The sequence below is a fragment of the Stenotrophomonas sp. genome (assembly GCF_032056425.1).
In the GTDB taxonomy this organism is placed as follows: Bacteria; Pseudomonadota; Gammaproteobacteria; order Xanthomonadales; family Xanthomonadaceae; genus Stenotrophomonas.
On sequence record NZ_DAMBCN010000025.1, the window covers coordinates 1 to 23,494 of the forward strand.

Consider the following 23,494-nt stretch of genomic DNA (forward strand, 5'->3'; position numbering starts at 1 on the left):
GGATGCGGCTGCCAAGCCTCCACGGACGGATTCACGGCGTCCCCCGCGAACCCAACCCGCCCCGCCCAGCACGGCATAACCCAGAGCCGCTTTTGACGTTGCCGTTGCCGTTGCCCTGGCAGTAAAGCCTGCCGCAGGCAGCGCCCGCGGCCGCCGCCGCAAAGGAAACCCCTTAGATCTTCTTCGCCAGCGACTCGGCCAGGCCCGTGTAGCTGCCCGGGGTCATGTCCAGCAGGCGCTGCTTGGCATCGGCCGGCAGTTCCAGGTCCTGCACGAACGCGCGCATCGACTCGGCGGTGATGCCCTGGCCGCGAGTCAGCGCCTTCAGCTGCTCGTACGGATTCGGCAGGCCATGGCGGCGCATCACCGTCTGCACGGCCTCGGCCAGCACTTCCCACGCCGCATCCAGATCGGCGTCCAGGCGCTGCGGGTTCACTTCCAGCTTGCCCAGGCCCTTGGCCAGCGAATCCAGCGCCACCTGGCTGTGGCCGAACGCGGTGCCCAGCGCACGCAGCACGGTGGAATCGGTCAGGTCACGCTGCCAGCGGCTGATCGGCAGCTTCGCGCTGAAGTGTTCGAAAAGGGCGTTGGCGATGCCGAAGTTGCCCTCGGCATTCTCGAAATCGATCGGGTTGACCTTGTGCGGCATCGTCGACGAACCGACTTCGCCTTCCTTCAGGCGCTGCTTGAAGTAGCCCAGCGAGATGTAGCCCCAGATGTCGCGGGCCAGGTCGATCAGGATGATGTTGGCGCGGCGCGCGGCATCGCCGATCTCGGCGATGTTGTCGTGCGGCTCGATCTGCGTGGTGTACGGGTTGAACACCAGGCCCAGGCTGGCCACGAAGCGCTCGGCGAAGGCCGGCCAGTCCACCGCGGGGTAGCTGGCGACGTGGGCGTTGTAGTTGCCCACCGCACCGTTGATCTTGCCGGTCAGCTCGACCGCGGCGATCTGCCGGCGCTGGCGCTCCAGGCGGGCGACCACGTTGGCCAGCTCCTTGCCCAGGGTGGTCGGCGAGGCGGTCTGGCCATGGGTGCGCGACAGCATCGGCTGTGCGGCCTGGGCGTGGGCCAGGGTGCGCAGGGTGGCGGCGATGCCGTCCAGGCTCGGCAGCAGCACGTCGCGGCGGGCCTGTTCCAGCATCAGGCCGTAGCTGAGGTTGTTGATGTCCTCGCTGGTGCAGGCGAAATGCACGAATTCCAGAGCCGGGGCCAGCTCGGCGTCGTCCTTCAGCTGTTCCTTGATGAAGTACTCCACCGCCTTGACGTCATGGTTGGTGGTGCGCTCGATCTCCTTCACGCGCGCGGCCTGGGCCGGGGTGAGGTTGGCGGCCAGGGCGCGCAGGCGGGCGGTGGCGGCCTCGGAGAACGCGGCCAGCTCGACGATGCCCGGCTCGGCGCCCAGCGCCAGCAGCCACTCGACCTCGACCGTGATGCGGGCCTTGATCAGGCCGTACTCGGAGAAGATCGGGCGCAGGGCATCGACCTTGCCGGCATAACGGCCATCGAGCGGGGACAGGGCGAGCAGGGCGTAATCGGACATGTCGGCAGGGCTGGGGCAGGCGTCGGGGGCCATATTCTACGACGCTGCGGGCTGCCGCGCTTCGCGCTCGCCGGGCATGGCCCGGCGCTACCGATCGGACGCTGCGGTCCACCGGCGTCATCCCATGCCGCGGACAAGGGAGTATCGTTATCGCAGCCGCCAGCCCGGGAAGCGACACCCTGCCAGCCGCCGCTTCCCTTTCCCCAACAGAAGTAGTGCGGAGTCGATGCAATGAGCAAAGCTGCAAGCAAGGGTGGAACCGCTGGGTTCCGTGTTGAACATGACAGCATGGGTGAGCTGCAGGTACCTGCCGACGCCCTCTGGGGCGCGCAGACCCAGCGCGCGGTGCAGAATTTCCCCGTCTCGGGCCAGCGCATGCCGCGCGGCTTCATCCGCGCCCTGGGCCTGGTCAAGGGTGCGGCCGCCGGGGTGAATGCCGATCTGGGCCACCTGCCCAAGGGCGTGGCCAAGGCCATCCAGTCGGCCGCGGCCGAGGTCGCCCGTGGTGACTGGGACGCGCACTTCCCGATCGATGTCTACCAGACCGGTTCGGGCACCTCCTCGAACATGAATGCCAACGAGGTCATCGCCACCCTGGCCAACCGTGGCGGCAAGGCCGGCAAGGCCAGCGTGCACCCCAATGACCACGTCAACCAGGGGCAGAGCTCCAACGATGTGATTCCCACCGCGCTGCGGGTGTCTGCCGTGCTGGCCGCGCAGGAGCACCTGCTGCCGGCGCTGGCGCACCTGCGCAAGGTGATCGATCGCAAGGGCCGCAGCCTGCGCAAGGTGGTCAAGACCGGCCGCACCCATCTGATGGATGCCATGCCACTGACCTTCGAGCAGGAGTTCGGCGCGTGGTCGGCGCAGCTGGCCTCGGCCCAGGCGCGCATCGACGACAGCCTCAAGCGCCTGCGCCGGCTGCCGCTGGGCGGCACCGCCATCGGCACCGGCATCAATGCCGATCCTCGCTTTGGCGCGCAGGTGGCCAAGGCGTTGAAGCAGCAGACCGGGGCGAAGTTCGACAGCGCCGACAACAAGTTCGAGGGGCTTGCCGCGCAGGACGATGCGGTGGAACTGTCCGGTCAGCTCAATGCGCTGGCGGTGGCCCTGATCAAGATCGCCAACGATCTGCGCTGGATGAACGCTGGTCCGCTGGCCGGCCTGGGCGAGATCGAACTGCCGGCGCTGCAGCCGGGCAGCTCGATCATGCCGGGCAAGGTGAATCCGGTCATTCCCGAAGCGACCGTGATGGCCTGTGCACAGGTGATCGGCCACCACACCGCGATCACCGTGGCCGGGCAGACCGGCAACTTCCAGCTGAACGTGACCCTGCCGCTGATCGCGGTGAACCTGCTTGATGGCATCGGCCTGCTGGCCAACGTGTCCACGCTGTTGGCCGACAGTGCCATCGATGGCCTGAAGGTGCGCCAGGACCGGGTGGCCGAAGCGCTGGCCCGCAACCCGATCCTGGTGACGGCGTTGAACCCGATCATCGGCTATGAGAAGGCCGCGGCGATTGCCAAGCGCGCCTATAAGGAACAGCGCCCGGTGCTGGAGGTAGCGCTGGAAGACAGCGGGCTGGCCGAGGCCGAGCTGCGCCGCCTGCTGGACCCGACCGCGCTGACCGCCGGTGGCATCCAGGCCGGTGGGGGTGGCGCCGGCGGTTGATCTGTGCCTTGTAGCGTCGAGCCTTGCTCGACGTAACCGGGTCAGTCGAGCATGGCTCGACTCTACAGAAATGAGAAACGCCGCCCTGGGGCGGCGTTTTTCGTATCAGCGACGGTCGGCGACGATGTTGCCGAAGGTATCGGTGTAATCCTTGAATTCGGGGATGGTCTGCACCAGGTCGGCGGGGATGACCTCCAGACCTTCCGGCGGCTGGATCTTCACCGGCTGCATGTTGGGGTCGGCCGGCGCGGCCACCAGGGTGTTCTGGCGCAGCACCTGCAGCTTGCCGAACATGGTCTGCAGCATCTGCTTCTGGGGGGCGTCCAGCGGAATCTGGATCTCGTCCATCTTCATCGTGCCGTCGGCCAGGATGATGATGTTCGGCGCGGGCTGGCGACGCACGGTCACCATGTTCTCGCTGACCGAAATCTTCGGCTTGCCGCGTTCGGCGCGGTGGTTGCGGTACTCCTGGTCGCAACCGATCAAGCCGAGACAGAGCAGGGCGGTCAGCAGCAGAAACAACTTCTTCATGGCGGTCGATCGGGGCAAACGGGGTGCCTAGTGTAATCCCGCCCCGCCGCGATGGCCGGCAACGCGGGTGCGCGGCCGGCCGGGTGCGACGAAATGTCTCAGGGTGCGCGTACGACCACGTCGTCCTTGCCGCAGTCGTCCACGTCGCTCTGGTCCATGGTGGCGTAGGGCTGGAAGGCCGGCAGGTCGCGTGCCAGGGCCTGCTGGCTGGCCAGCATCGCCGGCAGGCGGTTGCACAGCTGCTTGGCCTGCGCCTCGATCTTGGCCGCTTCGGCATTGATGCGCTTCTCGATGCCCTCGCTGTCGCCGCTGAACACGCCCTTCAGGGCTTCGCCGGCGGCATTGACGCCCAGCCGGGCACCGGCCACGCCGATGTCCATGCCATCGCTGGCAATGCCGGCGATATGGCCGCGGTATTCCTGCAGCTGGCGCCGCTGGGCCTCGTTGGTGGGCGATTCGGTGCCGCCGATCAGCAGGCGGCCCTCCGGGGTGATCTCGGCACGTGCCTGGCCCTTGCCAGAGATCTTGATGTTGCCCTGGGCGATCTCGCGGCGCGCCTTGTCGGTGGCGTCCTTGATCTCCTTGCCCACCGCGCTGCTGGCCTCGGCCACGGTCTTGCCGGCGCTGTCGGTGGTGGACGGAGTGGAGGGGCCGCCGCAGGCCATCAGCGGCAGGCACATCAGGGTAGCGGGCAGCAGGCGCAGCAGGTTCATGACAGTTCCCTTCCGTTGAATGAGGTGGAATTACTTGCCACGCGGCAGGGTGACGCTGCCGCCGATATCGCGATGGCGCACGTCACCACTGCCGCTGTGCTGCACGGTCAGGCTGCCGCGGGCGCCGTTGACGGTGATGTCGCCCGAGCCGTGGCTGCGCACGCGGACGTTGCCGCCCACCTCGCTGATCTCCACGTCGCCGGAGCCGACCACGCCCACCTCGACATCGCCCTTCACCCGCTGGAAATCGATATCGCCCGAGCCGACGGTCTCCAGGCGCACGCTGCCACCGATGTCGAACAGATCCAGGTCACCCGAACCGACGGTGCCGGTGCGGGCGTCGCCGCGGATGTTGCGCGCCTTTACTTCGCCCGAGCCCAGCGACAGCAGCTCCAACGAGCCGGCGCCGTCGATGTCCAGGTCGCCCGAACCGACGGCGGCGTGCACGCTGCCGCGGGTACCGCGGGCACGGCCATCGCCGGAGCCCACGTCCATGCTCAGCGACTGGGCGTTCTCAACGCTGCCGTCACCCGAGCCGATCTTGAACTGCAGCGGCAGGTTGTCCGGCACGCTGCCGCGGATGTCCAGCCAGGCATAGCTGTTGCCCAGCGACAGCGCCGAGCGGCCGTCACGCCGCAGGCTGACCACCAGTTTGTCACCCACGTGCTGCTGGTCCAGCACCAGCTGGTCCAGCCAGTCGGCGCTGGACGCGCAGGCGCGCCCGTCCAGCTGGCCGCCGCCTTGGCTGGCGACCACCTTCAGGTCGTGCTGGTTCACTTCGAACACCACCGCTTTCACCCCGGCGGTCTCCAGTTTCAGCGTGCGCGGCGCCGAATGTTTGCAGTTCGGGGCATCGGCAGCCAGCGCCGACAACGGCAACAGCAACAACGCAGAGCAGGCAAGCAGGGTACGCATGAGGGTGCCTCCGGTAGTGGTAGAGGGGAACGTCAGATCTCGCCGGCGCGCTTGCGCAGGAAGATCGCCAGCACGATGAAGACCACGCCGAAGACCGCACCGATCCACACGTCGGGCATGGCCAGGGTCTTCAGCTGCTGGGCCGGGCTGAGCAGGGCGGTGATCGAATCCAGATCGTTGGCGCCGCGCATGCCTTCGCGGTAGAGCAGATCCATGCCCGGCACGGTGCCCAGCAGCAGGCGGCCGACGATGTGCTGCCAGAACCAGCCGGTGGTCAGGTCGAACAGGTGCATCGCCTTGGTGGTGCTGACGATGATGCCGGCGAACAGCGGCAGCATCACCGCCCACAGGAACGGCTTGCTCTTGGCCCAGGCCGAGCACAGCAGCAGCCAGCCGGCGGTCGGCAGGGCCCACAGCGCGTACACGGGGATGGCGGCAAGCAGGCCCGCGGTGAGGGTGAGCGGGCTGGCCGGACCCCAGATCAGGCGCATGGCGTCGCCACCGTGGGTGGCAGCGACGATGCTGATGATGACCATGAAGCCGAACATGGTGGCGATGGCGGCCAGGGTGGCCACCAGCGGTGCCACGATCAGCGCGCTGAGCACTTTGGAAAGCACGGTCTGGGTGTCCGACAGCGGCAGCGACTTCCAGAACAGGATGCTGCGGTCGCGGCGGTCGTCGTAGAGGGCGCCCAGGCAGTAGAAGAACACCACGAAGGCCAGGACCACGAACGGCCAGCTCGAGCTGAGCATCAGGGTCAGGTCCAGCCCCTTGCCGAGGTCGGCCATGTCGTGGGCGCTGATGTCGCGGGTCAGCAGGCCCAGGTCCAGACCGTTGATGTTCACGTCCTCGCCATCGATATGCAGGCCGCCATCGCGCGCGGCCCGGTGCAGGGCGAACAGACCAAAGGCGATGCCAACACCACTCATCAGCAGCGAGACGATGCCGGCGATGACCGGGGCGTACAGGAAACCGCCGCGGTTTTCCCAGTATTCGCGCTTGAGCAGCCAGCGCAGCGTGCCTGCGGGGCTGACCGGATGATTGACGGCATTCATGCGTAGGTCCCCTTCATGACAGCAACAAACAGATCGGCCAGGCCCGCGTTGCGGATCTCGCCCAGAGTGGACAGCTGGCTGCGCGGCACGCCGTCGTACAGCAGCACGGTCTTGCCGAAGGCCTGGCTGCGTTCATCGATCGGCTTCAGCGCGCGGGCGGTTTCCAGCTGGTCGGTGCCGACCAGCAGTTCGGTGTAGCGCTCGCCCACCTCATCCATTTCCGCGCTGAGCACGATGCGGCCGTCACGGATGAACATCACGTCGCTGAGGATGTGTTCGATTTCTTCCACCTGGTGGGTGGTGACGATGATCGTCTTCTGCTCGTCGAAGTAGTCTTCCAGCAGGCGCTGGTAGAACTCCTTGCGGTACAGGATGTCCAGGCCCAGGGTCGGCTCGTCCAGCACCAGGATGCGGGCGTCGATGGCCATCACCAGGGCCAGGTGCAGCTGCACGATCATGCCCTTGGACAGCTCGCGCACGCGCTGCTTCGGCTGCAGCTTGGTGCTGGCCAGGAAGCGCTCGCAGCGGGCGCGGTCGAAGCGCGGGTGGACGCCGGCAACGAAATCGATGGCCTCGCGCACGCGCAGCCAGCGCGGCAGCACGGCAACGTCGGCGATGAAGCAGATTTCCTTCATCAGCTCGTCGCAGTGCACGCGCGGGTCACGCCCCAGTACGCTCAGTTCGCCCTCCACCGAGGTCAGGCCGAGGATGGCCTTGAGCGCGGTGGTCTTGCCGGCACCATTGGGGCCGATCAGGCCGACGATGCGCCCGGCCGGGATCGAGAACGAGGTGCTGTCGAGGGCGACGGTGTTCTTGTAGGCCTTGCGCAGGCCCTTGGCGGTAATGACCGCGGAGCTGGGTTCAACATTCACGACATTGGCATTCATGAGGATTTCCCCTGGGGCAGCAATTCGTTCAGGCTCAGGCCCAGGCGCTGGATGCGCTCCAGGACGGCCGGCCATTCTTCGTTGAGGAAGCGGTCGCGCTCGCTGCTGCGCAGCTGCGTGGCCGCCTGCTCGGTCATGAACATGCCCAGACCGCGGCGCTTTTCCACCAGGCCTTCATCGGCCAGCTCCTGGTAAGCGCGCGAAACGGTGATGGGGTTCAGTTGATAGTCGGCCGCCACCTGGCGGACCGAGGGCAGGGCATCGCCCGGCTTCAGGATGCCGTCGAGCATCATGGCAATCACGCGCTCCTTCAGCTGGCGGTAGATGGGAGCGCCGTCGCTCCACTGGATGTCGCTCATGGTCAGCTCCGTGGGGTCAGCGGCTGTGCGAACGAGAAATACGGCATGGACAGGGAGCTGTGCAGCCGACGCGGGGGGGAGGGTTCGGCGTTCCCTGCCGGGGTGGAGACCGCGTCCTGCGTGATATCGGGGGAGGGGGAGGATTCGGCCGGCGGGGCCGGCAACACCAGCCAGACCAGTACGAACAGGGTAGAAACAGCGGTGACCGCGGGGGCGGTGTGGCTGCGACGCGTCCGGATGTTCATGGTTCCCCCTGTCTCAGGTGACTGGTGTTGTATGCAACTATAACACCGGCACGCCTATCTGCAACCCCCGTATTCCCCCAACTGATGGCAGGGGCATGCAATTGAACCGCTGGTGCCGCCAAGTTATTGATTTCATTCGAATGGCATCTGCGATAGCGCTGCTGGACACGGGCCTTGCATTCATACATGTGCACGCTGTGTCCAGCAAGCCGGCGCAGGATGGGGATCTCCCCACGTGCCGCCACGGTTCGCAAAGCCAGGGCCGGGCACCGGCGACAGTGCGCTGGCAGGCCGGTGCTATAGTTCGGCCGATCCCCGGTCTGCATGGGCCGGGCCCCTGTTGCAGCTACCGTGGAATGCCCCGCATGCCTGTGTTTTCTACTGCTCCGCGCCGCCTGCGCGGCCTGTCCCTGCTGGCCGTGCTGGCGCTTGGCCTGGCCGGTTCCGCCAGCGCGTTCGCGGCCGATCTGCTGGACGTGAACTACCGCCCGCTGGCCGGCAAGCAGCAGGTCAACCTGCTCAAGCGCTACCAGGGCCAGGTGCTGCTGGTGGTCAACACCGCCAGCAAGTGTGGCTATACCCCGCAGTACGAGGGGCTGGAGGCGCTGCAGAAGCAGTACGCCAGCCGTGGCTTTGCCGTGCTCGGCTTCCCGTCCAACGATTTCAAGGGTCAGGAACCCGGCGATGAGAAGCAGATCCAGGACTTCTGCACGCTCACCTATGGGGTGAAGTTCCCGATGTTCGAGAAGGTGCATGTGGTGGGCGAGCAGGCCACGCCGCTGTACCAGCGCCTGACCGCCGCCACCGGCGTGGCCCCGGGCTGGAACTTCCACAAGTACCTGGTCGGCCGCGATGGCAAGGTCATCGCCCAGTTCGCCAGCAAGGTCACTCCCGATGACCCGCAGTTGACGGCGGCCATCAGCAAGGCGCTGGCCGCGCCTGCGCCGCGTTGATTGCCGGCACGCATGCCTCGACATCTCCGGCGTGCGTGCGACAATGGTTCTTTTCGCGCCGACGTCGGCGCCCAGACACTTCCAGGAATGCAGCGAATGAAGATGGGAATGCGCGGCGCCGCGGCGTCGGTTCTGATTCTGGCGATGGGCACCTCTGGTGTCGCCCTGTCGCAACAACCGGCCGCAGCGGCGGCCGCCAAGGAGACCGCAACCTTGAATTCCCCCAAGCAGAAGCTCGGCTACGCCATCGGTCTGGATGTGGCCAAGTCGTTCGCACCGATCGCCGATGAAATCGACGTGGCCGCCCTGCGTACCGCTGTGGAGCGTTCGTTCGAAGGCCTGCAGCCGCAGATCACCCAGGACCAGGCCAAGGCCACCGATGCCGCCCTGCGCCAGGTCGTGATGGCCCGCAATGGCCAGCAGGTGCCGGGCATGGCGCCGGGCTCGCAGCCGGCCAAGGTCGACCGCGTGAAGGTCGCGCAGATGATCGGTTCCTACTCCATTGGCCCGTCGCTGGCGCAGCTGAAGGACGATCTCGATACTGCCTCGCTGTTTGACGCGATCAGCACCGGCCTGAGCAAGGGCCAGGCGAAGATGACCGAAGCCGAGGCCACCGCCACCATCCAGTCGTTCATGGGTGCCAAGCAGGCCGAGATGCAGGCCAAGGCCGCGCAGGCCGCGCAGACCAACCGCAGCGAAGGCAACGCCTTCCTGGCCAAGAACAAGACCCAGCCGGGCGTGGTGACCACCGCGTCGGGCCTGCAGTACCAGGTGATCCGCCCGGGCAGCGGCGAGCGCCCGCTGCCCAGCAGCAAGGTGCGCGTGAACTACGAAGGCAAGCTGCTGGACGGCACCGTCTTCGACAGCTCCGCCGGCCGTGGCCCGGCCGAGTTCGGTCTGGACCAGGTCATCAAGGGTTGGACCGAAGGCGTGGCGCTGATGCCGGTGGGCTCGAAGTACCGCTTCTGGATCCCGGGCGAACTGGCCTACGGTGAGAACGGTACCCCGGGCGGCCCGATCGGCCCGAACGCGACCCTGACCTTCGACGTCGAGCTGCTGGGCGTCCTGCCGTAAGCAACCACGGAGCCAGCACGGATATGCGCGTTGCGATTTTCGGTACCGGGTACGTCGGTCTGGTGACCGGCACCTGTCTTGCCGATGTGGGCCACCAGGTGGTCTGCGTCGACATCGACCAGGCCAAGGTGGATGGGCTCAACCAGGGCATCATCCCGATCTACGAACCCGGCCTTGAGCCGATGGTGAAGGCCAACCATGCCGCGCTGCGGCTGTCCTTCACCACCGATGGCGCCAGCGCCATCGGCCACGGCCAGGTGGTCTTCATCGCGGTGGGTACGCCCCCCGATGAAGATGGCAGCGCCGATCTGCAGTACGTGCTGGCCGTGGCCCGCACCATCGGCCGCCACATGGCGGTGCCGACGGTGGTGGTGAACAAGTCGACGGTGCCGGTGGGCACCGCCGACAAGGTGCGTGCGGCCATTGCCGAAGAGTTGGCCGCCCGCGGCGTCGATATCGCATTCGATGTGGTCTCCAACCCCGAATTCCTGAAGGAAGGCGATGCGGTGGCCGACTGCATGCGCCCGGACCGCATCATCGTCGGTGCCAGCAGTGCCGATTCGGTGGCGTTGATGCGCCGCCTGTACGCGCCATTCAACCGCAACCACGACCGCGTGGTGGAAATGGACGTGCGTTCGGCTGAGCTGACCAAGTACGCAGCGAACGCCATGCTGGCCACCAAGATTTCGTTCATGAACGAAATCGCCAACATCGCCGAGCGCGTGGGTGCCGATGTCGAACAGGTCCGTCAGGGCATCGGCTCGGACCCGCGCATCGGGTGGCACTTCATCTATCCCGGTGCGGGCTACGGTGGCTCGTGCTTCCCCAAGGACGTGCAGGCACTGGCCCGCACCGCCCAGCAGTACGGCCTGGAGCCGAAGCTGTTGAACGCGGTCGAAGCGGTGAACGATGCGCAGAAGGGCCATCTGTTCGCGCTCATCCAGCGCCACTACGACAAGGGCGAGGATGAGGGCGTGCGCGGCAAGACGTTTGCTGTGTGGGGCCTGGCCTTCAAACCCAACACTGACGACATGCGCGAGGCCTCCAGCCGCCGCCTGCTGGCGCAGCTGTGGGAGAGCGGTGCCACGGTGCGTGCCTACGACCCGGAAGCGATGCACGAATCGCAGCGCATCTTCGGTGAGCGCGACGATCTGGTGTTCTGCGCCAATGCCAGCGAAGCGCTGGAAGGCGCCGATGCGCTGGTGGTGGTGACCGAATGGAAGCAGTTCCGCAGCCCCGATTTCCAGATGCTGCGCGAGCAGCTGAAGGATGCGGTGGTGTTCGACGGGCGCAACCTGTACGACCCGGCCGAGGTGGAAGCCGCTGGCGTGGCCTACTACGGCATTGGCCGGGGGCGTTCGCTGCATGTCTGAGCTGCCTGCTGAACGCGAACAGGCGCTGGAAGCGCGTCTGGTCGAGCTGGAAATGCGCGTGTCCTTCCAGGAACACGCGCTGGCCGAACTGAGCGATGCATTGGCCGACGCCCGCATGCAGGGCACCCGCAACGCCGATGTGCTGCGCGTGCTGCTGGAAGACCTGGGCAAGGTCCGCAACGCACTGAATTCTTCTGATCCGGCGAGCGAACCGCCGCCGCCGCACTACTGATCTGCATTCCTATGAGCGATACCCTCCGCGACCAGCTGATGGGCCTGGGCTTCAAGCCGGCGCCCAAGCCCGAGCGCAAGAACGATGCCCCCCGCCGTGACGGCCGTCCGCAGGGCAAGGGTGGCCATGGCCAGCCCAAGCCGCAGGGTGCGGGCAAGGGTGACACCACGCCCGGCGGCGAGCGCCGCGGCCACGGTCGCGGCGGTCCGGGCAAACCCGGGCAGTCGCGTGGGCCGGGCCAGCCGGGCCCACGCAAGCCGCGCTCTGCCGAAGAGATGGACCTGGCCAAGGCCTATGCCATCCGCGCGCAGAAAGAAAAGCAGGAGCGCATCGAAAGCGAGCGCCTGAAGCAGGAAGAAGCGCGCGTGCGCCGCGAGGCCAAGGCCAAGCTGGAAGAACTGCTGAAGGACAAGAGCCTGAATGCCGAGGCGGCCGAGATCGCGCGCCACTTCCCCTATGGCGGCAAGATCAAGCGCATCTACGTGACGCCGGAACAGCTGACCGCGCTCAATGCCGGTGAACTGGGCGTGGTCCAGCTCAATGGTCGCTACCTGCTGGTGACGGCCGAGGTGCTGGCGCAGTCCGAGGCGGTGTTCGCCGCATCGGTGGCGTTGAAGGTCGATCCGAATGCGCCGGCGGAGGAAGACCCCTACGCCGACCCGCAGTACCAGGTCCCCGACGACCTGGTCTGGTAACACCGCGGCCGAGACGCAGGGAACGCCGGGCCAGTGCCCGGCGTTCACGTCTGCGGCCGATCAGCGCTCGATCGGCTGCCCGGCCTGCCACACCGCGTGGATGCGCTGGGTGTTGCCGATATCGGCCAGCGGATCGGCATCGAGCACCAGCAGGTCGGCGCGCTTGCCGGCGGCAATCCGTCCGCGGTCATCCAGGCCCAGCAGCGCGGCTGCTTCGGCGGTGGCCGTCTGCAGCGCCTGCGCCGGTGTGAATCCCGCGTCGGTCAGCAACTGCAGTTCGCGGTGCTCGGCAAAGCCGATCACCCGCTGCGGCATCGCGCCGGCATCGGTACCGAAGCCGAACTTCACCTTCGCCGCGCTCAATCGGCGCAGGTTTTCCAGGTTCATCGCCACGGCCGCGCGCGCACCGGGAATGTTGCCGCCGCTCAGCTGTTCGCGCTGCCACTGCGGCTGCTGCCAGCGCTCGCGCACCGCTGCGGGCAGTGCATCGCGCAGGAACGGCTGCTGCAGCGCCTGCGGGTTTTCCGCATACCAGTAGTTGGCTTCGTCGATGTTCACCGTGGCGATGTACCAGGTGCCCTGGTCGTGCATCTTCCGGGCCAGCATCGGGTCCACCGCGCGGTCGCGGATGCCGTGGGCGATGATGTCCACGCGTGCATCGACCAGGTCGCGTGCCTGGTCCAGATCATGGATGTGCGCGGCAACCTTCAGGCCGCGCGCATGGGCTTCGGCAATGGCGGCACGGTAGATCTCCGGCGCCATCATCGGGAACTTGCCGCCCAGTGAGTCCACCCAGAGCTTGATCACATCCACACCGTCGGCCTGCTGGGTGGCCACGGCGGCGCGGGCTTCCTCGGCATTGCGCGGGCGCGCCACCGGGTCGTGGGCCAGGCCCATCGCGGCCGCCGGCGGCGCACCGGCGAACGCGCCGATGCCGGCGCCAGCGCCGTACAGCTGCGCGCCCAGCGCAGGCGAGGCGTTCACTTCCTTGCGGATATCGAAGAAGGCCGGGCCGTTCATGCCCAGCGCGGTGACCGTGGTGATGCCGTAACGCTGGAACTGGCGCAGGTCGCGCACCACGTTGTCGCGGGTGTAATAGCGATCGCCGTGCTCCAGTCCGTCGGTGTTGCCGACATGGGCGTGGTTGCTGACCAGGCCGGGCAGCAGGGTCTTGCCCTGGTAGTCGATCCGCTTGGCGGCACGGGCCGCGGCCGGCAGCGGCGCCCCGACATGCACGATGCGCGTGCCGTCGATCAGCACCGGGGTGACGCCCAGGTCGCGGCGGCCGTCGAACACCCGGGCGTTTTCCAGCAGGATCGGCTGCGCGGCGGCGGGGATGGCGGCAGTGGCGGCAAGCAGCAGCGCCCACAGGCGGGTCGGTCGCATCGGCAACTCCGGTCAGGGGGAAGCCCGAGCGTAACCGATGGGCCGCCCGCAGGCGTGTGGGCGGCGTCTATTCGGGGTCGTAGTCCAGGTTCGATGCCAGCCAGCGCTCGGCCTGCGCGCGGTCCACGCCCTTGCGCCGCGCGTAGTCGCCCACCTGCTCGCGGCTGAGCCGCCCGACCACGAAGTACTGGCTCTGCGGATGGCTGAAGTAATAGCCCGACACGGCAGCGGTGGGCAGCATGGCGAAGCTTTCGGTCAGTTCCATGCTGGCGTGGGTTTCAGCCTGCAGCAGGTCGAACAGGCGGCGCTTCTCGCTGTGTTCGGGGCAGGCCGGGTAGCCCGGGGCAGGGCGGATGCCGCGGTACTGCTCGTCGATCAGCGCCTCGTTGTCGAGCGTCTCGGCACGGTCGTAGCCCCAGAATTCGGTGCGCACACGCTGGTGCAGGCGTTCGGCCAGCGCTTCAGCGAAGCGGTCGGCCAGCGCCTTCAGCAGGATCGCGTTGTAGTCATCGTGGTCGGCCTCGAAGCGGGCCACGTGTGCATCGATGCCGATGCCGGCGGTCACCGCGAATGCGCCGATCCAGTCCTGCCGGCCGCTGTCGGCCGGGGCGATGAAATCGGCCAGGCAGAAGTCGGGGCGCTCGGCCGGCTTGTCCACCTGCTGGCGCAGGAAGTGCAGGGTGGTTTCACCGTCGGGGTGCTGCACGCGGACATCGTCGCCCACGCTGTTGGCCGGCCACAGGCCGAACACCGCCTTGGCGGTCAGCCAGTGCTCGTCGACGATGCGCGCCAGCATGGCCCGCGCATCGCGATAGAGGTCGCTGGCCTGTTCGCCGACGATCTCGTCGGTCAGGATGGCCGGGAACTTCCCGGCCAGTTCCCAGGCCTGGAAGAACGGCGTCCAGTCGATATAGTCGACCAGTTCGGCCAGCGGATAATCCTCGAACACATGCAGGCCGGGCTGTGCCGGCACCGGTGGCGTGTAGTTGGCCCAATCACCCTGGAACTTCTGCCCGCGCGCGTGCTCCAGCGTAACCAGTCGCTTGGCATCGCCACGGTTGCGATGGCGCGCGCGGATCTCGGCATAGTCCGCCTCGTTGGCGGCCACGAAGGCATCGCGCAGCTCGCGCGAGATCAGCGACTGCGCCACGCCCACCGCGCGCGAGGCATCCTTCACCCACACGGTGGGGGCCTGGTAATGCGGGTCGATCTTCAGCGCGGTGTGCGCGCGCGAGGTGGTGGCGCCGCCGATCAGCAACGGCAGATCAAACCCCTGGCGCTGCATTTCGCGGGCGACGTGGCTCATTTCCTCCAGCGAAGGAGTAATCAGTCCGGACAGGCCGACCAGATCGGCGTTGTGCTCGCGGGCGGCATCGAGGATCTTCTGCGCCGGCACCATCACGCCCAGGTCGATCACTTCGAAGTTGTTGCAGGCCAGGACCACGCCGACGATGTTCTTGCCGATGTCGTGCACATCGCCCTTCACCGTGGCCATGATGATGCGGCCATTGCTCTTGGCGGTATCACCGCTGCGGGCTTTTTCCGCTTCGATGTACGGCAGCAGGTAGGCCACCGCTTTCTTCATCACGCGCGCGGACTTGACCACCTGTGGCAGGAACATCTTGCCAGCGCCGAACAGGTCGCCGACGATGTTCATACCATCCATCAACGGGCCTTCGATCACGTCCAGCGGGCGGCTGGAGCCCTGCCGGGCCAGTTCGGTGTCTTCTTCCACCCAGGCGTCCAGGCCGTGCACCAGCGCATGCGCCAGACGCTGCGCCACCGGTTTCTCGCGCCAGGACAGGTCCTCGGCTTTCGCCGCGCCCTTCTTGCCCTTGTAGCGTTCGGCAATCTCCAGCAGGCGTTCGGTGGCGTCGCTGCGGCGGTTGAGGATCACATCCTCCACGCGTTCACGCAGGTCCGGTTCCAGCTCGTCGTAGATCGGCATGGCGCCGGCGTTGACGATGCCCATGTCCATGCCGGCGGCAATGGCGTGGTACAGGAAGACTGAATGGATGGCCTGGCGTACCGTCTCGTTGCCCCGGAACGAGAACGACACGTTGGAGACGCCGCCGGAGACATGGCAGTGCGGCAGGGTCTGCTTGATGATGCGGGTGGCTTCGATGAAGTCCACCGCATAGTTGTCGTGCTCTTCGATGCCGGTGGCCACGGCGAAGATGTTCGGGTCGAAGATGATGTCCTGCGGCGGGAAGCCGATCTCATCGACCAGGATGCGGTAGGCGCGGGTGCAGATCTCCACCTTGCGTGCGCAGGTGTCGGCCTGGCCGGTTTCGTCGAAGGCCATCACCACGGCGGCGGCGCCGTAGCGCAGCACCTTGCGCGCGTGCTCGCGGAACAGCGCCTCGCCTTCCTTCAGCGAGATCGAGTTGACCACGCTCTTGCCCTGCAGGCACTTCAGGCCGGCTTCGATCACGCTCCATTTCGACGAATCGACCATCAACGGAATGCGGGCGATGTCCGGCTCGGACATGATCAGGTTCAGGTAGCGGGTCATCGCCGCTTCCGAATCGATCAGGCCCTCGTCCATGTTCACATCCAGGATCTGCGCGCCGCTGGCCACCTGCTGCCGCGCCACGTCCACGGCCTCTTCGTAGCGGCCTTCCTTGATGAGCTTGCGGAACTGCGCGCTGCCGGTGACGTTGGTGCGCTCGCCTACATTGACGAACAGCAGGTCCGGGGTGATGACCAGCGGTTCCAGGCCGGACAAGCGGGTGTAGGGCGTGGTGCTCATGCGGCCTGCGGCTCCTGTGCGCCGGACACGGCGCGTGGTGCCAGCCCGGCCACGGCCTGGGCGATGGCGCGGATATGGTCCGGGGTGGAGCCGCAGCAGCCGCCCACCAGGTTCAGCAGCCCATCCTCGGCGAAGCTGCGCAGCGTGGCGGCCATTTCCTCGGGTGTTTCATCGTATTCGCCGAAGGCGTTGGGCAGGCCGGCGTTGGGGTGCGCGCTGACGTAGCAGTGGGCGACCTGGGCCAGGGTTTCCACATGCGGACGCATCGCGTCGGCGCCCAGTGCGCAGTTCAGGCCGATCGACAGCGGCCGCGCATGCGCGAGCGAGGCGTGGAAGGCTTCGGCGGTCTGCCCGGACAGGGTGCGCCCGGAGGCATCGGTGATGGTGCCGGAGATCATGATGGGCAGGCGCGCACCGCGCGCATCGAAGGCCTCTTCGATGGCGTACAGGGCGGCCTTGGCGTTGAGCGTGTCGAAGATGGTTTCGACCATCAGGGTGTCCGCGCCGCCATCGATCAGCCCATCAATGGCCTCGCGGTAGGTGTCGCGCAGGGCGTCGAAGCTGGTGTTGCGGAAGCCGGGATCATTCACGTCGGGGCTGATCGAGGCGGTGCGGCTGGTCGGGCCGAGCACGCCGATCACGAAGCGCGGCTTGTCCGGCGTAGTGGCCTGCACCGCGTCGCAGCAGGCGCGGGCGACGGCGGCACCGGCCTTGTTCAGTTCGTACACCAGGTGTTCCAGGTGGTAGTCGGCCTGGCTGACCGAGGTGGCGTTGAACGTGTTGGTTTCCACCAGATCCGCACCGGCCTGCAGGTAGGCGGTGTGGATGTCGGCGATGACCTGCGGCCGGGTCAGCAGCAGCAGATCGTTGTTGCCCTTCAAGTCATGGCCTTCCGGCGTGCCATGGTCGCAGCCGGGGCCGTGGTTGTGATCGTAGCCGCCAGCGAAGCGTTCGCCGCGGTAGTCCGCTTCCTGCAGGCTGTGGCGCTGGATCATCGTGCCCATCGCACCGTCGATGATCAGGATGCGCGCGCGCAGGGCGTCGAGCAGGGCGTTGGCACGTTCGGGATGCAACCACGGCAGGCTGGACACGGCGACCTCAGGGCTTGTTGGCGATCAGCGAAATGACTTCAAAATGCGGCGGGCGCTTTTCGCGGGTGACGGTTTCCAGGCTCGATACCTGCAGGCCGGCCTTGTCCACGAACTTGCGCAGTTCCTTGTCGCTGAAACCCAGATTGACATGGCCGTAGGCTTCCACTGCGGCCTTGTGCTCGTGGCGGGCCAGGCTGCACAGCAGCAGCCGCCCTCCCGGGCGCAGCACGCGGGCGGCTTCGGTCACGGCCTGGGCGGGCTTGCTGGCATAGGTCAGTGCGTGCATCAGCACCACCAGGTCGAAGCTGCGGTCCTTGAAGGGCAGGGCGTGCATGTCGCCCTCGCGCACTTCCACGTTGGGCAGGCGGCGCAGTCGCTCGCTGGCCGCAGCCACCACGCGCGCGCTGGTGTCGATGCAGATGTAGCGCTTGGCGTGCGGGGCCACCAGTTCGGCCAGCACGCCATCGCCGGAGGCGATGTCCAGCACGTCGCCGGTTTCCAGCAGAGGCAGCGCGGTGCGTGCCAGCGCTTCCCAGGTGCGGCCGGGGGAGTAGTGGCGCTCCATGTCGCCGGCCACGCTGTCGGCCCAGTTCTGGTCGGCGGCGCGGTGGGCCAGCACCGCGGCCACGCGTTCAGCGTCCTGGCGCAGCAGCGGGTCATCGCTTCCATTGCTCAGGGCATGCCACAATGCGCGCTGCGCCGGGTCCAGCTGGGCCTCGTCGAAGCGGTAATAGGCCGACACGCCCGAGCGGCGGTCGCGCACCAGGCCGGCTTCCTTCAGGCGTGCCAGATGCGTGGACACGCGCGGCTGGGCCAGCCGGGTAATGGCCGAAAGCTCGGCCACGGTCAGCTCCTCCTGCTCCAGCAGCGCCAGCAGGCGCACGCGGGTGGCGTCGGCGAACACCTTCAGGCGGGTCGACCAGTCTTCCAGATCCATAAATATCTACCTATCGCGATATAGAGATATGTTCGCCGACGGGTGCTGTCGTGGTCAAGCCGGCGCACCGGACGAGTCAGCCGCCGATGCCCGCCCGCAGTTACAATCGGGGCATCCGGGGGCGCCGTGTGCGGCCCCCGTCATCATGTACCTGGGAGGGTGTTGTGGATTTCAGCTTTACCGAAGAGCAGTTGATGCTGCAGGACGTGGCGCGGCGCATCGCGCAGGAAAAAATCGCCCCCAGCGCGGAACACCATGACCGCACCGGCGAATTCCCCCTTGAGAACATCCGCCTGCTGGGCGAAAACGGCCTGATGGGCATCGAAGTGCCGACCGAGTACGGCGGCGCGGGCATGGACCCGATCGCGTACGTGCTGGCGATGGTGGAAGTGGCCGCCGGTGATGCCGCGCATTCGACCATCATGTCGGTGAACAACTCGCTGTTCTGCAACGGCATCCTGACCCACGGCAACGAGGCGCAGAAGCAGAAGTACGTGCGCGCCATCGCCGAAGGCGAGGCCATCGGTGCGTTCGCGCTGACCGAGCCGCAGTCCGGTTCCGATGCCACCGCCATGCGTTGCCGCGCAGTGAAGCAGGCCGACGGCACCTACGTGATCAACGGCAAGAAGAGCTGGATCACCTCCGGTCCGGTGGCCAAGTACATCGTGCTGTTCGCCATGAGCGAGCCGGACAAGGGCGCGCGTGGCATCACCGCCTTCCTGATCGACACCGACAAGGCCGGCTTCGGCCGCGGCAAGACCGAGCCCAAGCTGGGCATCCGTGCGTCGGCCACCTGCGAGATCGAGTTCAACGATTACGTGGCGCAGCCGGATGAAGTGCTGGGCAAGGAAGGCGAGGGCTTCAAGATTGCCATGGGCGTGCTCGACGCCGGCCGTATCGGCATTGCATCGCAGGCCATCGGCATCGCCCGCGCTGCATATGAAGCCACGATCGAGTACGTGAAGGACCGCAAGGCCTTCGGCGCGGCCATCGGCACCTTCCAGATGACCCAGGCCAAGATTGCCGACATGAAGTGCAAGCTGGACGCGGCGCTGCTGCTGACCCTGCGCGCGGCATGGGTGAAGGGCGAGGGCAAGCGCTTCAGCAACGAAGCGGCGATCGCCAAGCTGACCGCGTCGGAAGCGGCGATGTGGATCACGCATCAGGCCGTGCAGATCCACGGCGGCATGGGCTATTCCAAGGAAATGCCGCTGGAGCGCTACTTCCGTGATGCCAAGATCACCGAGATCTACGAAGGCACCTCTGAAATCCAGCGCCTGGTGATCGCCCGCAACGAGACCGGGCTGCGCTGAGTCGCATTGGGGCCCGCCCTGGTAGTAGGTGCCAACCTTGGTTGGCACTGAATGGCGGCCTGGCAGGTGCCAACCTTGGTTGGCACGCCTCTACGAGCGCCAACCAAGGTTGGCGCCTACCGAAAGCCCCGACAGTGGCGACACCGCGCGCGCTGACATGGTCAAATGCGATCCGCATTTCGTTGTGGAGACGTTGAATGATCTATCGCGGTTGGGGGTTGATGACCCTGGTGACACCGATTGCAGCGATCCTGCTGCTGGCGTATTTCTTCCCGCACGATGGCCCGAAGGGCAACATTCCGCTGCAGCAGGTGCTGCTGGGCGCCGGCATCGGCGCTGCGCTGAACGTGCTGCTGGGCCTGTGGGTGAACCGCGCGCCGCGGCAGGAGGGTGAGGCCGCGCCGCATCATTTCTTCTTCGTGCCGATGCAGTGGATCGCGCTGCTGATCGTGGTGGTGTGCGGCGTGATTGCGTTGCTGCGCTGAAGCGTGGCCCGTGCCAACCAAGGTTGGCACCTACCGGGCCACGGTGATGGCCCGGCACCAACAAAAAGGCCCCGGATCGCTCCGGGGCCTTTTCATTTCACTCTACCGCCGGATCAACGATCCGGACGGTGTGCAGCTTCTGCGTCGCGCTGGCGTTCCATGAACTCCTTGGACGGTTCGTCCAGCTTGTCGCCCAGCATGCGGCGCACCACCACGAAGAACACCGGGATCATCAGCAGACCCAGCAGGGTGGCGAACAGCATGCCGCCGATCACGCCGGTACCGATCGCGTGGCGCGAGTTGGCGCCGGCACCGGTGGAGATGGCCATCGGGATGACGCCCATGATGAAGGCGAACGAGGTCATCAGGATCGGGCGGAAACGCAGGCGGGCCGCTTCGATGGTGGCATCGCGCAGGGTCTTGCCCGCCGCACGCTGCTCCACCGCGAACTCCACGATCAGGATCGCGTTCTTCGCGGCCAGGCCGATCACGGTGATCATGCCGATCTTGAAGAAGATGTCGTTGGGCAGACCACGCATCATCGACAGGCCAATGGCACCCAGCACGCCCAGCGGCACCACCAGCAGCACCGCCACCGGAATCGACCAGCTTTCATACAGCGCGGCCAGGCAGAGGAACACCACCACCACCGACAGCACCAGCAGCAGGGTGGCCGCATTGCCCGCCAGGATTTCCTGGTAGGACATGCCCGACCAGTCGTAACCGTAGCCGGCCGGCAGGTCGTTGTTGACGATGTCCTCCATCGCGGTCATCGCTTCACCCGAGCTCTTGCCCGGCGCCTGCGAACCGACGATGTTGATGGCCGAATAACCGTTGTAGCGGCTCAGCGACGGCGGGGCCGACACCCACTCGGAACTGACCACCGTGCTCAGCGGGATCATAGCGCTGGTGCCATCGGCATTGGTGGTCAGGCTGGACGGGCTGTAGAAGCTCTTCAGCGATTCCTGGCCGGTGCGGTACGGCGCGTCGGCCTGCATGGTCACGCGCTTGATGCGACCCTGGTAGAAGAAGTCGTTCACGTACACCGGGGCCAGCATCAGCTGCACCGTGCTGTACACGTCCGACACCGACATGCCCATCGACTGCGCCTGCACGCGGTCCACGTGCAGCTGCAGCTGCGGGGCGTTTTCCAGGCCGTTGGGGCGCACGCCGGCCAGCTTGTCGGTCTCCTGCGCGGCCTTGCCCAGCAGCATGTTGCGTGCCTGGGTGAGCTGTTCGTAGCCTTGGCCACCGCGGTCCTGCAGCCACATGTCGAAGCCGCCGAACTGGCCCAGACCCTGCACGGTCGGCAGGTTGACCACGAAGATCTGCGCTTCCTTGATGCCGTAGAACGCGCCGTTCATGTTCTGGATGAACTCCGGCACGGTGACCTTGCGCTCGTCCCACGGCTTGAGGCGGATGAAGCCCATGCCCACGTTTTCGCCGGAACCGACGAAGCTGAAGCCGGCGATCTGCATCAGGCCTTCATAGCCTTCCTGCTTTTCCAGGATGCCGCGCATCTGGGCGAAGACTTCGTTGGTCTGGCTCTTCGGCGAGCCCGGCGGCAGCTGCACGATGGCCAGTGCGTAGCCCTGGTCTTCTTCGGGCAGGAAGCTGCCCGGCATGCGGGTGAACAGGAAGCCGCACAGCGCGGTCAGCACCACGGCCAGGATCATCCAGCGCGGCGCGTGCTTCACCGCCGAGGTGATGTGGCCCACGTAGGTGTTGCTGATCTTGTCGTAGTACTTGTTGAAGGTGCGGTAGACGATGTTCGGGTGGTCGTTGTGGGTCGGCTTCAGGAACGTGGCACACAGCGCCGGGGTGAAGCCCAGCGCCAGGAACGCCGAGAAGCCCATCGAGATGGCGATGGTCAGTGCGAACTGCTTGTAGATCTCACCGGCCGCGCCGCCCTGCAGCGCCGAGGGGATGAACACCGCCGCCAGCACCACGGTGATGGCCACCACCGCGCCGGTGATCTGGGTCATCGCTTTCTGCGTGGCCGGCTTGGGCGCCAGGCCCTCCTCGGTCATGATGCGTTCGACGTTCTCGATCACCACGATCGCGTCATCGACCACGATGCCGATGGCCAGCACCATCGCGAACAGGGTCAGCTGGTTGATCGTGAAGCCAATCATCCACATGCCCAGGAACGTGCCCAGCAGGGCCACCGGAATGACCAGGGTGGGGATGATGGTGGCGCGGAAGTTCTGCAGGAAGATCAGCATCACCAGGAACACCAGCAACACCGCTTCAAACAGGGTCTTGACCACTTCCTCGATGGAGATCTTGACGAAGGTGGTGCTGTCGTACGGCGAGAACCAGCTGACGCCGGCCGGGAAGCTGGGCTGCAGTTCGTCCATCTTCGCGCGCACCGCATCGGCCACGTTCAGGGCGTTGGCGCCCGGCAGCAGCTGGATGGCGAAGGCACCGGTGGGTGCACCGTTGTACTGGGTATCGAAGCCGTAGTTGTTGGCGCCGAAGCCGATGCGGGCGATGTCCTTCAGCAGCACGCGCGAGCCGTCGGCGTTGGCGCGCAGGATGATGTTCTCGAACTCTTCGGGCGAGCTGAAGCGGCCTTCGGCCGAGACGGTGGCGGTGAAGTGGCCATCGGGCGAGGGGTCAGAACCCAGCGAACCGGCGGCGAACTGCACGTTCTGGGCGCGCACCGCCGCCAGCACCTGGCTGGCCGACAGGCCGTAGCCCTGCATCTTTTCCGGGTTCAGCCAGATGTTCATGGCGTACTCGGAACCGAACTGCTGGGTGCTGCCGACGCCGGGGATACGCGAGACCTGGTCGAGCACGCGCGAACCGACGATGTCGTTCAGCGCATCACGGGTGATCGACGGGGTTTCCGAACGCAGGCCCACCACCATCAGGAAGCCGGCGTTGGCCTTGGCCACCACCACGCCCTGCTGGGTCACTTCGGTGGGCAGGCGCGGCGTGGCCAGCGACACCTTGTTCTGCACCTGCACCTGGGCGATGTCCGGGTCGGTACCGGTTTCAAAGGTCAGGGTGATCTGCGCACGGCCGTTGGACGAGGACGAGGAACTGAAATACAGCAGGTGATCAATACCGGTCAGCTGCTGCTCGATCACCTGGGTGACGGATTTTTCGGTGGTGTCCGCGCTGGCGCCCGGGTAGGTGGCCGAGACGGTCACCTGCGGTGGGGCGATGTTGGGGTAGGACTCCACGCCAAGGTTGAGGATCGCGATCACGCCGCTGAGCGAGATCAGGATCGCCACCACCCAGGCGAAGACCGGATGTTCGATGAAAAATTTAGGCATGAC

At 66.5% G+C, this 23,494-nt stretch carries 20 protein-coding genes; 8 read left to right on the forward strand and 12 right to left on the reverse strand.

What is annotated here, in order from left to right:
* Positions 1 to 172 precede the first annotated feature (172 nt).
* Positions 173 to 1,540 (reverse strand): adenylosuccinate lyase, encoded by a 1,368-nt coding sequence (gene purB / locus RTY46_RS15450; RefSeq protein WP_312709472.1) that lies wholly within the window; start codon positions 1,538 to 1,540, stop codon positions 173 to 175.
* A gap of 231 nt (positions 1,541 to 1,771) precedes the next feature.
* Between purB and RTY46_RS15455 the strand changes: the two genes are divergently transcribed.
* Positions 1,772 to 3,211, forward strand: a complete 1,440-nt coding sequence (locus RTY46_RS15455) for a class II fumarate hydratase (RefSeq protein WP_108753557.1) — start codon at positions 1,772 to 1,774, stop codon at positions 3,209 to 3,211.
* Between the two features lie 105 nt (positions 3,212 to 3,316).
* Here RTY46_RS15455 and RTY46_RS15460 read toward each other — a convergent pair whose 3' ends face one another.
* From RTY46_RS15460 to RTY46_RS15485, 6 genes are all read right to left on the reverse strand, one after another.
* Positions 3,317 to 3,742, reverse strand: coding sequence for a hypothetical protein (locus tag RTY46_RS15460; protein WP_312709473.1), 426 nt, complete (start codon positions 3,740 to 3,742; stop codon positions 3,317 to 3,319).
* Between the two features lie 98 nt (positions 3,743 to 3,840).
* Positions 3,841 to 4,455, reverse strand: a complete 615-nt coding sequence (locus RTY46_RS15465) for a hypothetical protein (RefSeq protein ID WP_312709475.1) — start codon at positions 4,453 to 4,455, stop codon at positions 3,841 to 3,843.
* 30 nt (positions 4,456 to 4,485) lie between these two features.
* A complete protein-coding gene (locus RTY46_RS15470; protein WP_312709477.1) occupies positions 4,486 to 5,370 on the reverse strand; it encodes a DUF2807 domain-containing protein in 885 nt (294 codons plus the stop codon).
* Between the two features lie 32 nt (positions 5,371 to 5,402).
* Positions 5,403 to 6,425 (reverse strand): ABC-2 transporter permease, encoded by a 1,023-nt coding sequence (locus tag RTY46_RS15475; protein ID WP_312709479.1) that lies wholly within the window; start codon positions 6,423 to 6,425, stop codon positions 5,403 to 5,405.
* Complete coding sequence (locus tag RTY46_RS15480; protein WP_312709480.1) at positions 6,422 to 7,312, reverse strand: ABC transporter ATP-binding protein; 891 nt, start codon at positions 7,310 to 7,312, stop codon at positions 6,422 to 6,424. Before RTY46_RS15480 ends, RTY46_RS15475 begins: the two co-directional genes overlap by 4 nt.
* On the reverse strand, positions 7,309 to 7,671 hold the full coding sequence (locus tag RTY46_RS15485) for a GntR family transcriptional regulator (protein WP_108756605.1): 363 nt from the start codon (positions 7,669 to 7,671) through the stop codon (positions 7,309 to 7,311). The genes RTY46_RS15480 and RTY46_RS15485 overlap by 4 nt, the downstream gene beginning before the upstream one ends.
* Before the next feature lie 649 nt (positions 7,672 to 8,320).
* On the opposite strand from RTY46_RS15485, the gene RTY46_RS15490 reads away from it, so the two are divergent.
* From RTY46_RS15490 to RTY46_RS15510, 5 genes are all read left to right on the forward strand, one after another.
* Positions 8,321 to 8,869, forward strand: a complete 549-nt coding sequence (locus tag RTY46_RS15490) for a glutathione peroxidase (protein ID WP_312709549.1) — start codon at positions 8,321 to 8,323, stop codon at positions 8,867 to 8,869.
* A 96-nt stretch (positions 8,870 to 8,965) separates the two neighbouring features.
* Complete coding sequence (locus tag RTY46_RS15495; RefSeq protein WP_312709481.1) at positions 8,966 to 9,943, forward strand: FKBP-type peptidyl-prolyl cis-trans isomerase; 978 nt, start codon at positions 8,966 to 8,968, stop codon at positions 9,941 to 9,943.
* 23 nt (positions 9,944 to 9,966) lie between these two features.
* The gene (locus RTY46_RS15500; RefSeq protein WP_312709482.1) at positions 9,967 to 11,316 is read left to right on the forward strand and encodes a UDP-glucose/GDP-mannose dehydrogenase family protein; all 1,350 of its coding nucleotides are present in this window, start codon (positions 9,967 to 9,969) and stop codon (positions 11,314 to 11,316) included.
* Positions 11,309 to 11,548, forward strand: coding sequence for a SlyX family protein (locus RTY46_RS15505; protein WP_312709484.1), 240 nt, complete (start codon positions 11,309 to 11,311; stop codon positions 11,546 to 11,548). Before RTY46_RS15500 ends, RTY46_RS15505 begins: the two co-directional genes overlap by 8 nt.
* Before the next feature lie 11 nt (positions 11,549 to 11,559).
* Positions 11,560 to 12,243: a DUF2058 family protein gene (locus RTY46_RS15510; protein WP_312709486.1), complete on the forward strand. Its 684-nt coding sequence runs from the start codon at positions 11,560 to 11,562 to the stop codon at positions 12,241 to 12,243.
* Between the two features lie 60 nt (positions 12,244 to 12,303).
* Here RTY46_RS15510 and RTY46_RS15515 read toward each other — a convergent pair whose 3' ends face one another.
* From RTY46_RS15515 to RTY46_RS15530, 4 genes are all read right to left on the reverse strand, one after another.
* Entirely contained in the window at positions 12,304 to 13,629 is a 1,326-nt protein-coding gene (locus tag RTY46_RS15515) for an amidohydrolase family protein (protein WP_312709488.1), read from the reverse strand.
* 67 nt (positions 13,630 to 13,696) lie between these two features.
* A complete protein-coding gene (gene metH / locus RTY46_RS15520) occupies positions 13,697 to 16,381 on the reverse strand; it encodes a methionine synthase (RefSeq protein ID WP_312709490.1) in 2,685 nt (894 codons plus the stop codon).
* Positions 16,378 to 17,472, reverse strand: a complete 1,095-nt coding sequence (locus RTY46_RS15525; RefSeq protein ID WP_312709491.1) for a homocysteine S-methyltransferase family protein — start codon at positions 17,470 to 17,472, stop codon at positions 16,378 to 16,380. Before RTY46_RS15525 ends, metH begins: the two co-directional genes overlap by 4 nt.
* A 7-nt stretch (positions 17,473 to 17,479) precedes the next feature.
* Positions 17,480 to 18,409: a metalloregulator ArsR/SmtB family transcription factor gene (locus RTY46_RS15530; RefSeq protein WP_108750029.1), complete on the reverse strand. Its 930-nt coding sequence runs from the start codon at positions 18,407 to 18,409 to the stop codon at positions 17,480 to 17,482.
* A gap of 164 nt (positions 18,410 to 18,573) precedes the next feature.
* On the opposite strand from RTY46_RS15530, the gene RTY46_RS15535 reads away from it, so the two are divergent.
* Both RTY46_RS15535 and RTY46_RS15540 read left to right on the forward strand, forming a co-directional pair.
* Entirely contained in the window at positions 18,574 to 19,722 is a 1,149-nt protein-coding gene (locus RTY46_RS15535) for an acyl-CoA dehydrogenase family protein (RefSeq protein WP_312709492.1), read from the forward strand.
* Positions 19,723 to 19,919: 197 nt separating this feature from the next.
* Positions 19,920 to 20,207 carry a hypothetical protein gene (locus RTY46_RS15540; protein WP_312709493.1) on the forward strand — a complete coding sequence of 96 codons (288 nt, stop codon included), beginning with the start codon at positions 19,920 to 19,922 and terminating at the stop codon, positions 20,205 to 20,207.
* 113 nt (positions 20,208 to 20,320) lie between these two features.
* Here the strand turns inward: RTY46_RS15540 and RTY46_RS15545 are convergent, their stop codons facing one another.
* Positions 20,321 to 23,491 carry a multidrug efflux RND transporter permease subunit gene (locus tag RTY46_RS15545; RefSeq protein ID WP_312709494.1) on the reverse strand — a complete coding sequence of 1,057 codons (3,171 nt, stop codon included), beginning with the start codon at positions 23,489 to 23,491 and terminating at the stop codon, positions 20,321 to 20,323.
* Positions 23,492 to 23,494: the final 3 nt, after the last annotated feature.

What these genes read in the sequence shown, in the direction of transcription:
- purB (WP_312709472.1), bottom strand. Translation starts at nt 1,540, where the DNA reads ATGTCCGATTACGCCCTGCTCGCCCTGTCCCCGCTCGATGGCCGTTAT.
- RTY46_RS15455 (WP_108753557.1), top strand. Translation starts at nt 1,772, where the DNA reads ATGAGCAAAGCTGCAAGCAAGGGTGGAACCGCTGGGTTCCGTGTTGAA.
- RTY46_RS15460 (WP_312709473.1), bottom strand. Translation starts at nt 3,742, where the DNA reads ATGAAGAAGTTGTTTCTGCTGCTGACCGCCCTGCTCTGTCTCGGCTTG.
- RTY46_RS15465 (WP_312709475.1), bottom strand. Translation starts at nt 4,455, where the DNA reads ATGAACCTGCTGCGCCTGCTGCCCGCTACCCTGATGTGCCTGCCGCTG.
- RTY46_RS15470 (WP_312709477.1), bottom strand. Translation starts at nt 5,370, where the DNA reads ATGCGTACCCTGCTTGCCTGCTCTGCGTTGTTGCTGTTGCCGTTGTCG.
- RTY46_RS15475 (WP_312709479.1), bottom strand. Translation starts at nt 6,425, where the DNA reads ATGAATGCCGTCAATCATCCGGTCAGCCCCGCAGGCACGCTGCGCTGG.
- RTY46_RS15480 (WP_312709480.1), bottom strand. Translation starts at nt 7,312, where the DNA reads ATGAATGCCAATGTCGTGAATGTTGAACCCAGCTCCGCGGTCATTACC.
- RTY46_RS15485 (WP_108756605.1), bottom strand. Translation starts at nt 7,671, where the DNA reads ATGAGCGACATCCAGTGGAGCGACGGCGCTCCCATCTACCGCCAGCTG.
- RTY46_RS15495 (WP_312709481.1), top strand. Translation starts at nt 8,966, where the DNA reads ATGAAGATGGGAATGCGCGGCGCCGCGGCGTCGGTTCTGATTCTGGCG.
- RTY46_RS15500 (WP_312709482.1), top strand. Translation starts at nt 9,967, where the DNA reads ATGCGCGTTGCGATTTTCGGTACCGGGTACGTCGGTCTGGTGACCGGC.
- RTY46_RS15505 (WP_312709484.1), top strand. Translation starts at nt 11,309, where the DNA reads ATGTCTGAGCTGCCTGCTGAACGCGAACAGGCGCTGGAAGCGCGTCTG.
- RTY46_RS15510 (WP_312709486.1), top strand. Translation starts at nt 11,560, where the DNA reads ATGAGCGATACCCTCCGCGACCAGCTGATGGGCCTGGGCTTCAAGCCG.
- RTY46_RS15515 (WP_312709488.1), bottom strand. Translation starts at nt 13,629, where the DNA reads ATGCGACCGACCCGCCTGTGGGCGCTGCTGCTTGCCGCCACTGCCGCC.
- metH (WP_312709490.1), bottom strand. Translation starts at nt 16,381, where the DNA reads ATGAGCACCACGCCCTACACCCGCTTGTCCGGCCTGGAACCGCTGGTC.
- RTY46_RS15530 (WP_108750029.1), bottom strand. Translation starts at nt 18,409, where the DNA reads ATGGATCTGGAAGACTGGTCGACCCGCCTGAAGGTGTTCGCCGACGCC.
- RTY46_RS15540 (WP_312709493.1), top strand. Translation starts at nt 19,920, where the DNA reads ATGATCTATCGCGGTTGGGGGTTGATGACCCTGGTGACACCGATTGCA.
- RTY46_RS15545 (WP_312709494.1), bottom strand. Translation starts at nt 23,491, where the DNA reads ATGCCTAAATTTTTCATCGAACATCCGGTCTTCGCCTGGGTGGTGGCG.